11 protein-coding genes are annotated in these 13,109 nt (G+C 65.7%); 7 read left to right on the top strand and 4 right to left on the bottom strand.

Annotation, left to right across the window (positions count from 1 at the left end):
- Positions 1–180 precede the first annotated feature (180 nt).
- The 4 genes from DOM66_RS10410 to glnT are packed head-to-tail and all read right to left on the bottom strand — an operon-like array spanning position 181 to position 4,511.
- Positions 181–1,506 carry an FMN-binding glutamate synthase family protein gene (locus DOM66_RS10410; RefSeq protein WP_110690078.1) on the bottom strand — a complete coding sequence of 442 codons (1,326 nt, stop codon included), beginning with the start codon at positions 1,504–1,506 and terminating at the stop codon, positions 181–183.
- 13 nt (positions 1,507–1,519) lie between these two features.
- Positions 1,520–2,206, bottom strand: a complete 687-nt coding sequence (locus DOM66_RS10405; RefSeq protein WP_245392411.1) for a GltB/FmdC/FwdC-like GXGXG domain-containing protein — start codon at positions 2,204–2,206, stop codon at positions 1,520–1,522.
- Positions 2,206–3,123: a class II glutamine amidotransferase gene (locus DOM66_RS10400; protein ID WP_110690077.1), complete on the bottom strand. Its 918-nt coding sequence runs from the start codon at positions 3,121–3,123 to the stop codon at positions 2,206–2,208. Before DOM66_RS10400 ends, DOM66_RS10405 begins: the two co-directional genes overlap by 1 nt.
- A 53-nt stretch (positions 3,124–3,176) precedes the next feature.
- Positions 3,177–4,511 (bottom strand): type III glutamate--ammonia ligase, encoded by a 1,335-nt coding sequence (gene glnT, locus DOM66_RS10395; protein ID WP_110690076.1) that lies wholly within the window; start codon positions 4,509–4,511, stop codon positions 3,177–3,179.
- 674 nt (positions 4,512–5,185) lie between these two features.
- On the opposite strand from glnT, the gene purU reads away from it, so the two are divergent.
- The 7 genes from purU to DOM66_RS10360 are packed head-to-tail and all read left to right on the top strand — an operon-like array spanning position 5,186 to position 12,978.
- The gene (gene purU / locus DOM66_RS10390; RefSeq protein ID WP_110690075.1) at positions 5,186–6,052 is read left to right on the top strand and encodes a formyltetrahydrofolate deformylase; all 867 of its coding nucleotides are present in this window, start codon (positions 5,186–5,188) and stop codon (positions 6,050–6,052) included.
- Positions 6,049–6,969, top strand: coding sequence for a bifunctional methylenetetrahydrofolate dehydrogenase/methenyltetrahydrofolate cyclohydrolase FolD (folD, locus tag DOM66_RS10385; RefSeq protein WP_110690074.1), 921 nt, complete (start codon positions 6,049–6,051; stop codon positions 6,967–6,969). Before purU ends, folD begins: the two co-directional genes overlap by 4 nt.
- 24 nt (positions 6,970–6,993) lie before the next feature.
- Entirely contained in the window at positions 6,994–8,235 is a 1,242-nt protein-coding gene (locus tag DOM66_RS10380; protein WP_110675381.1) for an FAD-dependent oxidoreductase, read from the top strand.
- 33 nt (positions 8,236–8,268) lie between these two features.
- A complete protein-coding gene (locus tag DOM66_RS10375) occupies positions 8,269–8,565 on the top strand; it encodes a sarcosine oxidase subunit delta (RefSeq protein ID WP_110675380.1) in 297 nt (98 codons plus the stop codon).
- Positions 8,562–11,510 carry a 2Fe-2S iron-sulfur cluster-binding protein gene (locus DOM66_RS20000; RefSeq protein WP_280951261.1) on the top strand — a complete coding sequence of 983 codons (2,949 nt, stop codon included), beginning with the start codon at positions 8,562–8,564 and terminating at the stop codon, positions 11,508–11,510. The genes DOM66_RS10375 and DOM66_RS20000 overlap by 4 nt, the downstream gene beginning before the upstream one ends.
- A gap of 1 nt (position 11,511) precedes the next feature.
- Positions 11,512–12,219, top strand: coding sequence for a sarcosine oxidase (locus DOM66_RS10365; RefSeq protein WP_110690073.1), 708 nt, complete (start codon positions 11,512–11,514; stop codon positions 12,217–12,219).
- Positions 12,220–12,261: 42 nt separating this feature from the next.
- A complete protein-coding gene (locus DOM66_RS10360) occupies positions 12,262–12,978 on the top strand; it encodes a helix-turn-helix domain-containing protein (RefSeq protein WP_342588194.1) in 717 nt (238 codons plus the stop codon).
- Positions 12,979–13,109: the final 131 nt, after the last annotated feature.

The raw sequence follows: 13,109 nt of genomic DNA, 5'->3' as shown, positions 1-13,109 counted from the left end.
TATCAAGAGTCGGCGATCGGCTTGCGGTGTTACCGGGCGAGCCGGTCGACGACGTTCTTGCGGGCGTCATCGGGCGTTACTATCTAGCGCTATCGATGGGGTAAGGTCGGTGCGCCTGAGCGCCGAAGGCATCTCTGCCCCCGGTGCTTGACGGTGGTCATGCAGGCATATCGGAGTCGCCTAGAAACGCTGCCCCGGGACCCAGTCGGTGCCGGCCAGCGGCACCCGCGCCATGGCCGCCGCTTCGACGTTGAGGGCCACCAGATCCTCGGGCTCCAGATGATGAAGATGCGACTTGCCGCAGGCCCGGGCGAGGGTCTGGGCTTCCAGAGTCAGCACCCGCAGGTAGTTGGCCAGGCGCTTGCCGGCCGCCACCGGATCGAGGCGCTGGCTCAGTTCCGGGTCCTGAGTGGAGATGCCCGCCGGGCACTTGCCCTCCTGGAAGTCGTCATAGAAGCCGGCAGCCGAGCCCAGTTGGCGATACTCCTCGTCGTAGCGCGGGTGGTTGTCGCCCAGCGCGATCAGGGCCGCCGTGCCGATGGCGACCGCGTCGGCCCCCAGGGCGATGGCCTTGGCCACGTCGGCGCCGTTGCGAATCCCCCCCGAGACGATCAACTGCACCTCGCGATGCACGCCCATCTCCTGGAGTGCCTGGGCCGCCTGGGGAATGGCCGCCATGGTCGGAATGCCGACGTGCTCGATGAACACTTCCTGGGTGGCCGCGGTGCCGCCCTGCATGCCGTCGAGCACCACCACATCGGCCCCGGCCTTCACCGCTAGCTTGACGTCGTAGTAGGTGCGGGTGGCGCCAACCTTGATATAGATCGGCACCTGCCAGTCGGTGATCTCGCGTAGCTCGGCGATCTTGATCGCCAGGTCATCGGGGCCGGTCCAGTCCGGGTGGCGACAGGCGCTACGCTGGTCGATGCCCTTGGGCAGGGTGCGCATCTGCGCCACGCGGTCGGAGATTTTCTGGCCCAGCAGCATGCCGCCGCCGCCGGGCTTGGCGCCCTGGCCCAGCACCACCTCGATGGCATCCGCCTTGCGCAGGTCGTCCGGGTTCATCCCGTAGCGCGATGGTAGGTACTGATACACCAGCTTGGTCGACTCACCGCGTTCCTCGGCGGTCATGCCGCCGTCGCCGGTGGTGGTCGAGGTACCGACCTCGGAGGCGCCGCGGCCCAGCGCCTCCTTGGCCTGGGCGGACAGGGCCCCGAAGCTCATGCCGGCGATCGTCACCGGGGTCTCGATGACCAGCGGTTTCTTGGCGTGGCGGGTGCCGAGCGTGACCCGGGTGTCGCACTTCTCGCGATAGCCCTCGAGGGGGTAGCGCGACATGCTGGCGCCGAGGAACAGCAGATCGTCGAAATGCGGCACCTTGCGCTTGGCGCCCCAGCCGCGAATATCGTAGATCCCGGTCTCGGCGGCGCGCTGGATCTCGTGGATGACGTCTCGGCCGTAGGTGGCCGACTCCCGCAGCGTGGGGTTGGAACTGTAATCGGTCATGGCAGGCTCCTGATCAGTAGGCCGAGGCGTTGTCGACTTTGAAGTGGTAGAGTTCGCGAGCCGACCCGTAGCGCCGGAAGTCGGCGGGATCTTCGTCGATACCGGCCTGCTCGAGCAGCGCGGCCAGCTCCTCCTGATGCTCGGCGCGCATCGGCTTCTCGATACAGTCGGCGCCGAGCGTGCCGACCCGGCCCTTGACGTAGAGGCGCGCCTCGTAGATCGAATCCCCCAGCGCATCGCCGGCATCGCCGCACACCACCAAACGCCCGGCCTGCCCCATGAAGGCGCTCATCGGGCCGGTATTGCCCTTGACCACGATGTCCACCCCCTTCATGGAGATGCCGCAGCGCGCTGCGGCATTGCCCTCGATGACCAGCAGGCCACCATGTGCCGTGGCCCCGGCCGACTGGGAAGCATCGCCGGTGACGCGCACCGTGCCGGACATCATGTTTTCCGCCACGCCGACCCCAACGTTGCCATGCACCGTGACGCTGGCACGCTGGTTCATGCCGGCGCAGTAGTAGCCGGCATGGCCATCGATATCGACACTGATGTCGTCGTTCAGCCCGCAGGCGATGTTGTGCGCGCCGTCGGTATTGGTGACCCGCCACTCGCGGATGTCGCTGAGCATCTCACCATCGTGCAGCGACTGGTTGAGCGCTCGCAGGCTCTGTTCGGCAAGATCAACGGTCTTCATCATCATGCGGCCTCCACCTTGGCGCCATCGTGTTCCCAGACATAGATCGTGGCCGGCTCGGGCTCCCAGACCCGCGCCTGCTGGATGCCCGGCAGCCCGGCCAGGGCGCGGTATTCCGATGCCATGGCCACGTAGTCCTCGGTCTCGGCGATCACCGCCGGCTTGCAGGAGATCGGATCGCGGACCACGGCGAAGCCGTCGCGGGTGCCGATGGCGAACGTGAAGAAACCATCCAGATCCTTCAGGGCCCCCTTGAGCGCCTGACTCAGGGAGTCTCCCTTGGCCAGCCGCCAGGTCAGATACCCCGCCGCCACCTCGGAGTCGTTATCGGTCTCGAAGACGATTCCTTCCCGCCGGAGCTTGTCGCGCAGACGGTTGTGGTTGGAGAGCGAACCGTTGTGCACCAGGCACAGATCGAGCCCCGTCGAGAAGGGATGGCTGCCCTGCAGCGTCACCGCACTCTCGGTGGCCATGCGGGTGTGCCCGATGGCGTGGCTGCCCTTCATGCCCTTGAGGTTGAAGCGCTCGGCGATGGTCGCTGGCAGTCCCACGCCCTTGAGGATCTCGATGCTCTGGCCCGCGCTCAGCACCCGGACCCCGGGCGCCTGCTCGGCGAGCCAGGCGCGCAGCTCGGCCTCAGGGGCGGCCAGCTTGAAGACGGCCACGCTGGCGTTGCGATACCAGTCGTCGACGCCAGCAAAAGCCGCGCCCAGCCGGTCGGCCAGATTGGCCCAGTCGTAGTCGGCGTCATCGCTCTGCAGCGTCAGCTTGATGCCGGCGTCGTACTCGTCGCCGTAGATCGAAAAGCCGGCGCTGTCCGGCCCGCGCTCGGTCATGGCGACCAGCATCGGCTCGAATAGCGCACCCAGGCGGCTTTCCCACGCCGGGTTCTTGAGGTAGAGCCCCACGATTCCACACATAGCATTGTCCTCTCTGCGCTCGCCGTTCGCGGCGAGTTCGGGTCTATCGTTGATCAGAAGAATTCGGCGTAGCGCTCGATCTCCCAGGCCGAGACCTGGCGGCTATAGGCGGTCCACTCCTCGCGCTTGACGGAGATGAACTCGTCGACGATGCCGGGCCCCATCACCTCGCGCAGAACGGTGTCCTCCGCCAGGGCGTCTATGGCCTCCTTGAGCGACTGGGGCAGGATGCCGATGCCTTCCTCCCGGCACTGCTCGGCGCTCAGCGAATACAGGTTGATGTTGTGCGCCTTGCCGGGGTCGAGTTGGCGGTCGATACCGTCCAGGCCGGCGGCGATCAAGGCGGCGTGCACCAGATAGGGGTTGCAGCCGGCATCGGGCAGGCGGAACTCCAGGCGGCCGTAGGGCACCCGGACCATCGCCGAGCGGTTGTTGTCGCCATAGGCGATGAACACCGGCGCCCAGGTCGCGCCACTGTTGGAGCCGCCGTTCACCAGCCGCTTGTAGGAGTTGACGGTGGGCGCAGCAAAGGCACACAGCGCCGGTGCGTGATGCAGCAGCCCGGCCAGGAAGTGGTAGGCGGTGCGCGACAGGCCCAGCCCCTGGGGATCGCTGTCGTCACCGAAGACGTTGTGTCCGTCGCCATCGCTGATCGAGAGGTGGAAGTGCATGCCGTTGCCTGGGCGATCGGCATGCGGCTTGGGCATGAAGGAGCAGACCATGCCGAGATCGTTGGCGATCTCGCCGGCCGCCATGCGCACGAAGGTGAAGCGGTCCGCCGAGGTCAGCGCATCGCTGTAGGTGTAGTTGATCTCGAACTGGCCATTGGCGTCCTCATGATCGATCTGGTAGACGTCGAAATCGACCGCCTGGAGCGCCTCCACCAGGCGTTCCAGGAACTCGCGGGAACGCGATAGTCCCTTGTAGTCGTAACAGGGCTTGGCCAGGGTATCGCTATCGTCGACCGCCAACAGCTCACCCTCCGGCCCACGCTTGAACAGCGAGAACTCCGGCTCCAGCCCGGTGTTCAGCGTCCAGCCCTTCTCTGCCAGTCGTTCCAGCTGCTTGAGCAGCACCACGCGGCTGTCGTACTCGTAGGGCTGATCGTTGACATGACCGTTGCAGACCAATCGCGCGTATCCCGGCTGCCAGGGCACCAGCGACAAGGTCGCGAGATCGCCACGGGCCATGAAGTCAGGTCCGTGGGGCTCCATGCCCAGGCCACTGACCGCGAAACCGGCGAAGCCGGCGCCCTTCTCGACCACATCCATCAGGCAGTTGGCCGGCACCGACTTGGTCTTGGCAGCGCCGTGGATGTCCACGAACTGAGCGAGCAGGTAGCGGACATCGTGCTCCTCGAGCAGTTGCTTGGCGGATTCAGGCGTCATGTCAGGTCTCCTTCATGCGTGGCGAGTACCGGGAACGACATGGCGCTCTCCTGCGCCATCGGACTTTGCCGACGCCATGCAGGCTACGCCACGCACACAATTCCCATCAAGAAATTTTGTTTCTCTTTAAGAAAGCACCTTGCATGCCAGAACCGCTGCGGCGCCCGATAAAATTCACGGGAGGGCCGCTAGGAACCTGATTTACAGGCAGTAAAAAGTTTCTGCCGTGGGTTCTGGCGGTCGTCTCTGCTCTCGCTCGCCTGTCTCTGCCACCTGCATTGACCTCGCCATCGCCTCACGACGGTGCAAGCAGCGCCCCTGACGCACCCTTATCGCTCAAGCCGAGGCCCCACGCTCTCGTCCTCCAGCCCAGGGAGACGTGCCTCATCGGCCGAATGAAAACCGCAACTACTTGTTTATCAGGGATTAACGGGCGTTCTCGGTATACACCCAACGATATGGCACGACGAAACTGGCAAGCTTGTTGCTTGACTAAAGGGAATCTTTTTTTCTTTCCAGGAAAACTAGATTACCGCATCATCTGGCCCGGAGAGCCCTTCGAGATCACCGAGACACCCGAGCGCATCGCCAAGGGCCGAGCCCGATATCCACTGCCGGGGCGCCAATACCGACACCCCGGCCACGTCCCGCCCAAGACAAGAGGAAGGCAACACATGGTCCCGACAGACGACAGCTACATCATCAAGATCTCCTGCCCCGCCACTTCCGGCATCGTCGCCGCCGTGACCTGCTTTCTCACCGAGGGACAGTGCTATATCAGCGAGCTCGCCCAATACGACGACGAGGCGCTAGGCCGCTTCTTCCTGCGCGCCAAGTTTCGCTTCAACGACGGCGTGAAGGGCGATATCGAGACACTCAAGGGCGACTTCGCCGGCGTCGCCGAAGACTTCGACATGGAGTGGGCCATCTATCACGATGCCAAACCCATGCGCGTGCTGCTGATGGTCAGCAAGTACGACCACTGTCTGGGCGACCTGATGTACCGGCAGCGCAAGGGGGAGCTGGACATGGAGATCACCGCCATCGTCTCCAACCACCTTGATCTGCGCCCGATGGCGGAGCGTGAAGGCATCCGCTTCGTCTACCTGCCAGTCACGCAGGACTCCAAGGCGCGCCAGGAACAGGCGCTGATGGAGATCGTCGAGGAAACCGGCACCGAGTTGGTGGTGCTGGCTCGTTACATGCAGATCCTCTCCGACGACCTGTGCCAGAAGCTCTCCGGCCGCGCGATCAACATCCACCACTCCTTCCTGCCCGGCTTCAAGGGCGCCAAGCCCTATCACCAGGCCCATGAACGCGGGGTCAAGCTGATCGGCGCCACCGCCCACTATGTAACCTCGGACCTCGACGAAGGCCCGATCATCGAGCAGGAGGTGCAGCGGGTCGATCACACCTATCGCCCCGAGGACCTGGTCGCGGTCGGCCGCAATACCGAGACCGTCGCCTTGTCCCAGGCGGTCCGCTACCACCTTGAGCATCGTGTCTTTCTCGACCAGAACAAGACGGTGATCTTCCGATGAGTACGACAACGACCGAAACGCCCCTGACGACATCCATCGATGGCAAGGCCTGTGCCGAACGCGTGCTCGACGAGGTCGCCGACGACGTCGCCCGTCTCGCCGACGAAGGCATCATCCCCGGCCTGGCCGTGATACTGGTGGGGGAGGATCCCGCCAGCCAGGTCTATGTGCGCAACAAGATCCGCAAGGCAGAAGCGGTCGGTATCCGTTCGCTGGAGTACCGCTTCGATGACACCCTGCCCCAGGCGGAACTGCTCGCGCTGATCGCCCGGCTCAACGACGACCCCGAGGTCAACGGCATCCTGGTGCAGTTGCCGCTGCCGGCAAATATCGACGAGGCATCGGTGATCCAGGCCATTCTGCCGGCCAAGGACGTCGACGGCTTTCATCGCCAGAACGCCGGTGGGCTCTGGCAGGGGTTGCCCTCCTTGGCGCCCTGCACGCCCACCGGCTGCCTGCGGCTGCTGCGCGAGACCTGCGGCGAGCTGGCCGGCAAGCACGCGGTGGTGATCGGCCGCTCCAACATCGTCGGCAAACCCATGGCCGCGCTGCTGCTCGATGCCGACTGCACGGTGTCGCTGCTGCACTCGAAGAGCCGCGACGCCGCCGCCCTGTGCCGCCAGGCCGATATCATCGTCGCCGCCGTGGGGCGCCCCGGGATGGTCGATGCCAACTGGCTCAAGCCCGGCGCCGTGGTCATCGATGTGGGCATCAACCGTATCGAGTCCGAGACCGGCGGCGAACGCCGTACGCGCCTGGTCGGTGATGTCGACTTCGCCGCCGCGAGCCAGGTGGCATCCGCCATCACCCCGGTGCCCGGCGGGGTCGGGCCGATGACCATTGCCTACCTGATGCAGAACACCGTCACCGCCACGCGGCTACAGCGCCACCAGGCCTCCGCCGCAGAACCGGCCTGAGCGACCATCTCCTGGGAGTCCCCCATGCCTTTCGCCCTACTGAAGTACGGTCTGTCGTCCGACTATCCCGCCGAACAGGATCTGCCACCGCCCAAGGCGCTCGCCGCCAGCTATGACGTGGTGATCATCGGTGGCGGTGGACACGGCCTCGCCATTGCCTACTACCTGGCCAAGTACCACGGCATCACCAAAGTCGCGGTGCTGGAGAAGGCCTACCTCGGCGGCGGCAACACCGCGCGCAACACTGCGGTGATCCGCTCCAACTACCTGACCTCTGAAGGGGTCCGCTTCTATGCCGAGTCGGTGAAGCTGTTCCAGAACCTCTCCCACGAGTTCGACTTCAACATCATGTATTCGGAACGCGGCCAGCTCACCCTGGCCCACACCGATGCCACGGTGCGCGCCTTCCGCCAGCGGGCCGAGGTCAACAAGCATTTCGGGGGGCGCACGGAGATGATCGACCGCCAGCAGATCGCCGAGCTGGTGCCGACGCTCAACCTCGATCCGGGCCATCTGCCGGTGCTCGAAGGTCTCTGGCACCGGGATGGCGCCACCGCACGCCATGACGCCGTGGCCTGGGGCTACGCCAAGGAGGCGGCCAAGCGCGGCGTGGAGATTCATCAGTTGACCGAGGTCGAAGACCTGATCATCGAAGGCGGGCGCCTCACCGGCGTCAAGACCAACCGCGGCACGGTGCGCTGCGGCTGCGCGGTACAGGCCGTGGCCGGCCACAGCTCGGTGCTGGCCGCCAAGGCCGGCTTTCGCCTGCCAATCGTTTCTTACCCGCTGCAGGCCATGGTCACCCAGCCGGTCAAACCGTTCCTCGACCCGCTGGTCAGTTCATCGGCGCTGCACTGCTACGTACAGCAGACCAGCCGTGGCGAGGTGGTCTTCGGCGGCGGCTCTGATCCCTACCCGCTCTATGCGACCCGCTCGACGCTGGAGCTGAAAGAGAGCCTGATCGCCAGCGCCGTCGAGATGTTTCCTTTCCTGGCCAAGGCCCGGCTGATGCGTCAGTGGGGCGGGATCACTGACATGACCCCGGATTACAGCCCGATCATGGGCGAGAGCCCCGTCGAGAACTATTACCTCGACGCCGGCTGGGGCACCTGGGGCTTCAAGGCCACGCCGATCTGCGGCCAGACCATGGCGGAACTGATCGCCGGCGGGGGCAAGGTGCCGGAACTGATCCGCCCGTTCCATCTGGCGCGTTTCGCCAACTTCCAGCAGGTCAACGAGATGGGCGCCACGGCGGCCAGCCACTGACGCTTCACTGCAGACCGAACGGGACATCACACCATGAAGATCCTCCACTGCCCGCTCAACGGGCCACGCAACATCAGTGAATTCATCTACGGCGGGGAGTTGAAGACGATGCCCGACCCAGCCACCTGCAGCGACCGCGAGTGGGCCGACTACGTCTTCTATCACGACAACCTGCCGGCGGTGGTCACCGAATGGTGGTTTCACAGCGCCAGCGGCTACTGGTTCCTGGCCGAGCGCCACACCCTGACCGATGAAGTGCTACGCACCTTCGACCCAGGCGAACTGTTCCGCCAGCGCGTCGAATTTGCCCACGCGGAGACCCCCTCATGAGCCGTTACGAACCCCTGGATGACGCCGCCGACGCTGTCGCGTCACGCCTCCCCGCCCCGATGGGCAGCCTGATCGACCGCGAACGCCCGCTGCACTTCACCTTCGAGGGCGAGACCTATCGCGGCTTCGCCGGCGATTCCATCGCCAGCGCCCTGGCCGCCCACGGGCGCCTGGTACTGTCGCGCTCGTTCAAGTACCACCGCCCCCGGGGCGCGCTGACCCTGGCCGGGCAGGACGCCAACACCCTCGTGCAGTTGCCCGACGAACCCAACGTGCTGGCCGACGTGCGCCGTCTCGAGGACGGCCTGTCGGTCACGGGTCAGAACTACAGCGGCAGCCTCGACCATGACCGCGACATGAGACTCGGCAAGTTCGCCCGTTTCATGCCGGTAGGCTTCTACTACCGCGCCTTCTACAAGCCCAGGGGCGCCTGGAAGCGCTGGGAGCCGCTGATCCGCCGCAAGGCGGGTCTCGGGCGCTTCGATCTCGACGCTCGCGGCAGCTATCACGACAAGGCCTACCTGTTCACCGATGTCATGGTGGTGGGCAGTGGCCCGGCGGGGCTGAGCGCTGCGCTCACCGCCGCCGAAGGCGGTGCCCGGGTGCTGCTGGTCGAACAGCAGCCGCAACTCGGCGGCTCATTGACCTATGCCCGCTTCGATATCGATGGCAGACGCGGCGAGCGCCTGCGCGACGAGCTAGTGAGTGTGGTGGCGCGCCACCCCAGCATCCGCGTCATGTGCGACGCCACCTGTAACGGCTGGTTCACCGATAACTACCTACCGGTGATCCAGGGTCGCCGGATGTTCAAGGTGCGTGCCAAAGAGTGCATCGTGGCCTCGGGCAGCTTCGATCAGCCGGCGATCTTCCGCAACAACGACCTGCCGGGGGTGATGCTGGCCAGTGCCGCCCAGCGGCTGATGCGTCACTATGCGGTCAAGCCGGGCCGGCGGGCGGTGGTACTGACCGGCAACGACGACGGCTACCTGGCGGCACTCGACCTCCACGAGCAGGGCATCGAGGTGGCCGCCCTGGCCGATATGCGCCCGTCGCCCGAGAACCCGGCCCTGGCCGAGGCACTCGCCGCAGCGGGCATTCCCGTGCGGGCCGAGCAGACGGTCTATGAGGCCCTGCACGACAAGTCCCTGCACCGGGTGACCGGCGTCGAGCTACGGCGCATCGTCGGCACCGGCGATGTGGCCGACCAGGGCCAGCGGATCGACTGCGATCTGCTCTGCATGACCGCCGGCTACATGCCGGTTTACCAGTTGCTGTGCCAGGCTGGCGGCCGGCTGCGCTACGACGACGAGGCCGCCGAATTCTCGATCAGCGGCCTGCCCGCCCACCTGCACATCGCAGGCTCGGTCAACGCGCTGCACGACCTCGACCGCGTCAGCGAGGATGGCGTACGTGCCGCCACCGAGGCGCTGCGCGCGCTGGGCCATGATGTCCCGATGCCGCAGCGCTCCGCGCCCGCCCCGCGGCGGGTCAATCATCCTTGGCCGATCTTTCCGCATCCCAAGGGCAAGGCCTTCGTCGACTTCGACGAGGATCTGCAGATCGAGGACATCCTCAACGCCACCCGCCATGGCTACCGGGACGTGCAGCTGGTCAAGCGCTTCTCGACGGTGGGCATGGGGCCCTCGCAGGGGCGCCATTCGGCGCTGCCCACCGCCAGACTGGTCGCCCGGGCCACCGACCGCAGCGTCAGCGAAACCGGCGTCACCACCGCCCGGCCACCGTTCACCGCCGAGACCCTCGGCCACCTCGCCGGGCGCGGCTTCGATCCCTTCCGCCTGACACCGATGCACCGCCGCCATGAGGCATTGGGTGCGCACATGATGCCGGCCGGCCACTGGCGCCGGCCCGCCTACTACCCCGCCACCGACGGCAGCCTGGCGCGGGAGCGTTGCATGCAGGAGGAGGCGCGCCAGGTGCGCGAGAAGGTCGGCATGATCGACGTCTCGACGCTTGGCGGGCTCGAGATCCGCGGCCCGGACGCCGCCGAGTTCATCAACCGGCTCTATACCTTCGGCTTTCTCAAGCAGCCGGTGGGCCGCACTCGCTACGCGGTCATGACCAGCGAGCAGGGCGTGGTGATCGACGATGGCGTGTCGTGCCGGCTGGCCGAGGATCACTTTTACGTGACCGCCACCACCAGCGGCGTGACCAACGTCCATCGCAGCATGCTGCAGTGGAACGCCCGCTGGCGACTCGACGTGGATATCGCCAACGTCACCTCGGCGTTCGCCGCCATCAACCTGGCCGGGCCGCTGTCGCGCCAGGTGCTGGAGACGCTGTGCGACGACGTTGACCTCTCGGCCGAGGCCTTTCCTTATCTGGAGCTGCGTACCGGCCATGTTGCCGGCATTCCGGCACGCCTGCTGCGGGTCGGCTTTGTCGGCGAGCTGGGCTACGAGATCCATGTGCCTTCGCGCTACGGCGAGGCCCTCTGGGACCGGCTGATGGAAGCCGGCGCCGCATTCGGCCTGCGGCCGTTCGGCGTCGAGGCTCAGCGCCTGCTGCGCCTGGAAAAGGGCCACGTGATCATCGGTCAGGACACCGACGGCATGAGCCATCCAGAAGAGATAGGGCTGGGCTGGGCAGTCAACCGCAAGAAGCCGTTCTTCGTCGGCCGCCGTGCCGTGGACATTCTTGCCGCTCAACCACAGAAACGCCGACTGGTCGGTTTCCGGCTGCCGGCGTCCAGCGCCAAGCCCCGGGAGGGACAACTGGTGCTGGAAGGCGAGACCATCACCGGCAACGTCACCTCCTGCGAATATTCGCCCACGCTTGGCGCAGTCATCGGCCTGGCCTATGCCGCGCCGGAGAAAGCCGCGCCCGGCAGCCAGATTACCCTGCGCGTCGACGGCGGCCAGGAGATCACCGCCGAGGTGGTCGCTCTGCCCTTCTTCGACCCCGACAATACTCGCCAGGAGCTCTGAAATGACCACACAAAACGCGACCACTGGCCTCTCGCGCCCTCCGCTCAATGGCCTGCATGCCGAGCGCCCTCGCGTCGAGTGGAAGCAGTTGGGCGATGCCGAGATCCCGGCACGCTTCTCCGGCCCAACCGACGAAGGCTTCCGTCTAGACCACTGCGGGTTGGCTGACCTCTCGGCGCTGCCGCGCTTCGGCCTGCGCGGCCCTCAGGCCGCCGCCGCACTGGCAGAACGCGGCTATCGCCTGCCCGATGAGCCCAATCGCTGCCGGATTCAGGACGACGGCAGCCGGCTGGCCCGACTCTCCTCCACCGAGTATCTGTTGCTGGGCAGCCTCACGGACGCTGGCCAGCGCGTGTCCATGACCGCGCAAGATTGGGCAACGCTGCCCCCCGGCTGTTATTCGTTACCGCGTCAGGACAGCCATGCCTGGCTGGTGCTCACCGGTGCCAGTACCGCCAGGGTGATGGCCAAGCTATGCGGCGTCGATCTCGATGCAGCGGCGTTCCCGGCAGGGCATATCGCCCAGACCTCGGTGGCCCGAATCGATGCCATCGTCATCCGCGATGCCCTGGGCGAGCTGCCCTGTCTGCACCTGCTGGTGGATAGTGCCTCGGCGGCCTATTTATGGCCGGCCCTGCTCGATGCCATGCAGGAGTTTGACGGCGGCCCCTTGGGCCTCGATGCGCTGCTCTCTCCGGCCGCTGCATGAGCGAGGCTCGCCCCCGGTTCATGGCCAGGGGCGATGAGCTGGATGGCGGGCGACGCCGCCGGCTGGGGCGGAACGTGCCACGGCCAGCCGGACTCTGGCACAATTGGTAGCTCTCACGCCGTCGACAAGGCCAGCATTGCCATGAGTGACTCTGTCACCACCGACAAGAACGAAACGCGCCTGCGTCTAGAACAGCACATCGCCCGGGCCTTGAAGCAGAAGCGCCTCTCCCAGGGGTACAAGATCTCTGACGTGGCACGGATCGCCGGTCTCAGTCAGGGCATGATCAGCAAGGTCGAAAACGCCCAGGTCTCGACCAGCCTCGACACCCTCAGTCGGCTCTGCAACGCCATCGACCTGCCGATTTCCAAGCTGTTCAGCGATTACGATCAGATCGGGCGTGGCGCCCAGCTCGTCAAGGCCGGCGAAGGCATGGAAGTGGTACGCACCGGCACCGAGGTAGGCCATACCTACCAGCTGCTGAGCTATCGCCAGGGCCCCAAGAAACGCTACGAGCCCTTTCTGATTACCATGGATGACGCCAGTGAAGTCTTTCCCAACTTCAGCCACGCAGGCCATGAGTTCATCTATATGTTGAAAGGTCGCCTGACCTATCGCCATGGAGAGCAGTTCTACGACATGGGGCCAGGCGACAGCCTGGCTTTCGATGCCGCAGTCCCTCATGGGCCGGAGAAACTGCATGAAGTCCCCCTGCAGTTGCTCTCCATCATCCATTATGACGACGACGAACAAGACTGATCTCCCCGCGAAGACGGCAAGCCCCAGGTGCAACGCCATGGAAGCGCGCCTGGCCAGGCGACCGACTTATTGACCCCTTCGGCACCCACTGCCCGTGGTCTATGACACACGTCACATCGCTGATAACGCCG

Source organism: Salinicola endophyticus, assembly GCF_003206575.1.
Lineage (GTDB): Bacteria > Pseudomonadota > Gammaproteobacteria > Pseudomonadales > Halomonadaceae > Salinicola > Salinicola endophyticus.
This window is presented reverse-complemented; position numbering and strand designations above follow the sequence as displayed.

Excerpts from the sequence above, each read along its gene's own strand:
- DOM66_RS10405 (WP_245392411.1), bottom strand. The coding sequence starts at position 2,206 with ATGATGAAGACCGTTGATCTTGCCGAACAGAGCCTGCGAGCGCTCAAC.
- DOM66_RS10365 (WP_110690073.1), top strand. The coding sequence starts at position 11,512 with ATGACCACACAAAACGCGACCACTGGCCTCTCGCGCCCTCCGCTCAAT.
- purU (WP_110690075.1), top strand. The coding sequence starts at position 5,186 with ATGGTCCCGACAGACGACAGCTACATCATCAAGATCTCCTGCCCCGCC.
- glnT (WP_110690076.1), bottom strand. The coding sequence starts at position 4,511 with ATGACGCCTGAATCCGCCAAGCAACTGCTCGAGGAGCACGATGTCCGC.
- DOM66_RS10380 (WP_110675381.1), top strand. The coding sequence starts at position 6,994 with ATGCCTTTCGCCCTACTGAAGTACGGTCTGTCGTCCGACTATCCCGCC.
- DOM66_RS10410 (WP_110690078.1), bottom strand. The coding sequence starts at position 1,506 with ATGACCGATTACAGTTCCAACCCCACGCTGCGGGAGTCGGCCACCTAC.
- DOM66_RS10375 (WP_110675380.1), top strand. The coding sequence starts at position 8,269 with ATGAAGATCCTCCACTGCCCGCTCAACGGGCCACGCAACATCAGTGAA.
- DOM66_RS10400 (WP_110690077.1), bottom strand. The coding sequence starts at position 3,123 with ATGTGTGGAATCGTGGGGCTCTACCTCAAGAACCCGGCGTGGGAAAGC.
- DOM66_RS10360 (WP_342588194.1), top strand. The coding sequence starts at position 12,262 with ATGGCGGGCGACGCCGCCGGCTGGGGCGGAACGTGCCACGGCCAGCCG.
- DOM66_RS20000 (WP_280951261.1), top strand. The coding sequence starts at position 8,562 with ATGAGCCGTTACGAACCCCTGGATGACGCCGCCGACGCTGTCGCGTCA.
- folD (WP_110690074.1), top strand. The coding sequence starts at position 6,049 with ATGAGTACGACAACGACCGAAACGCCCCTGACGACATCCATCGATGGC.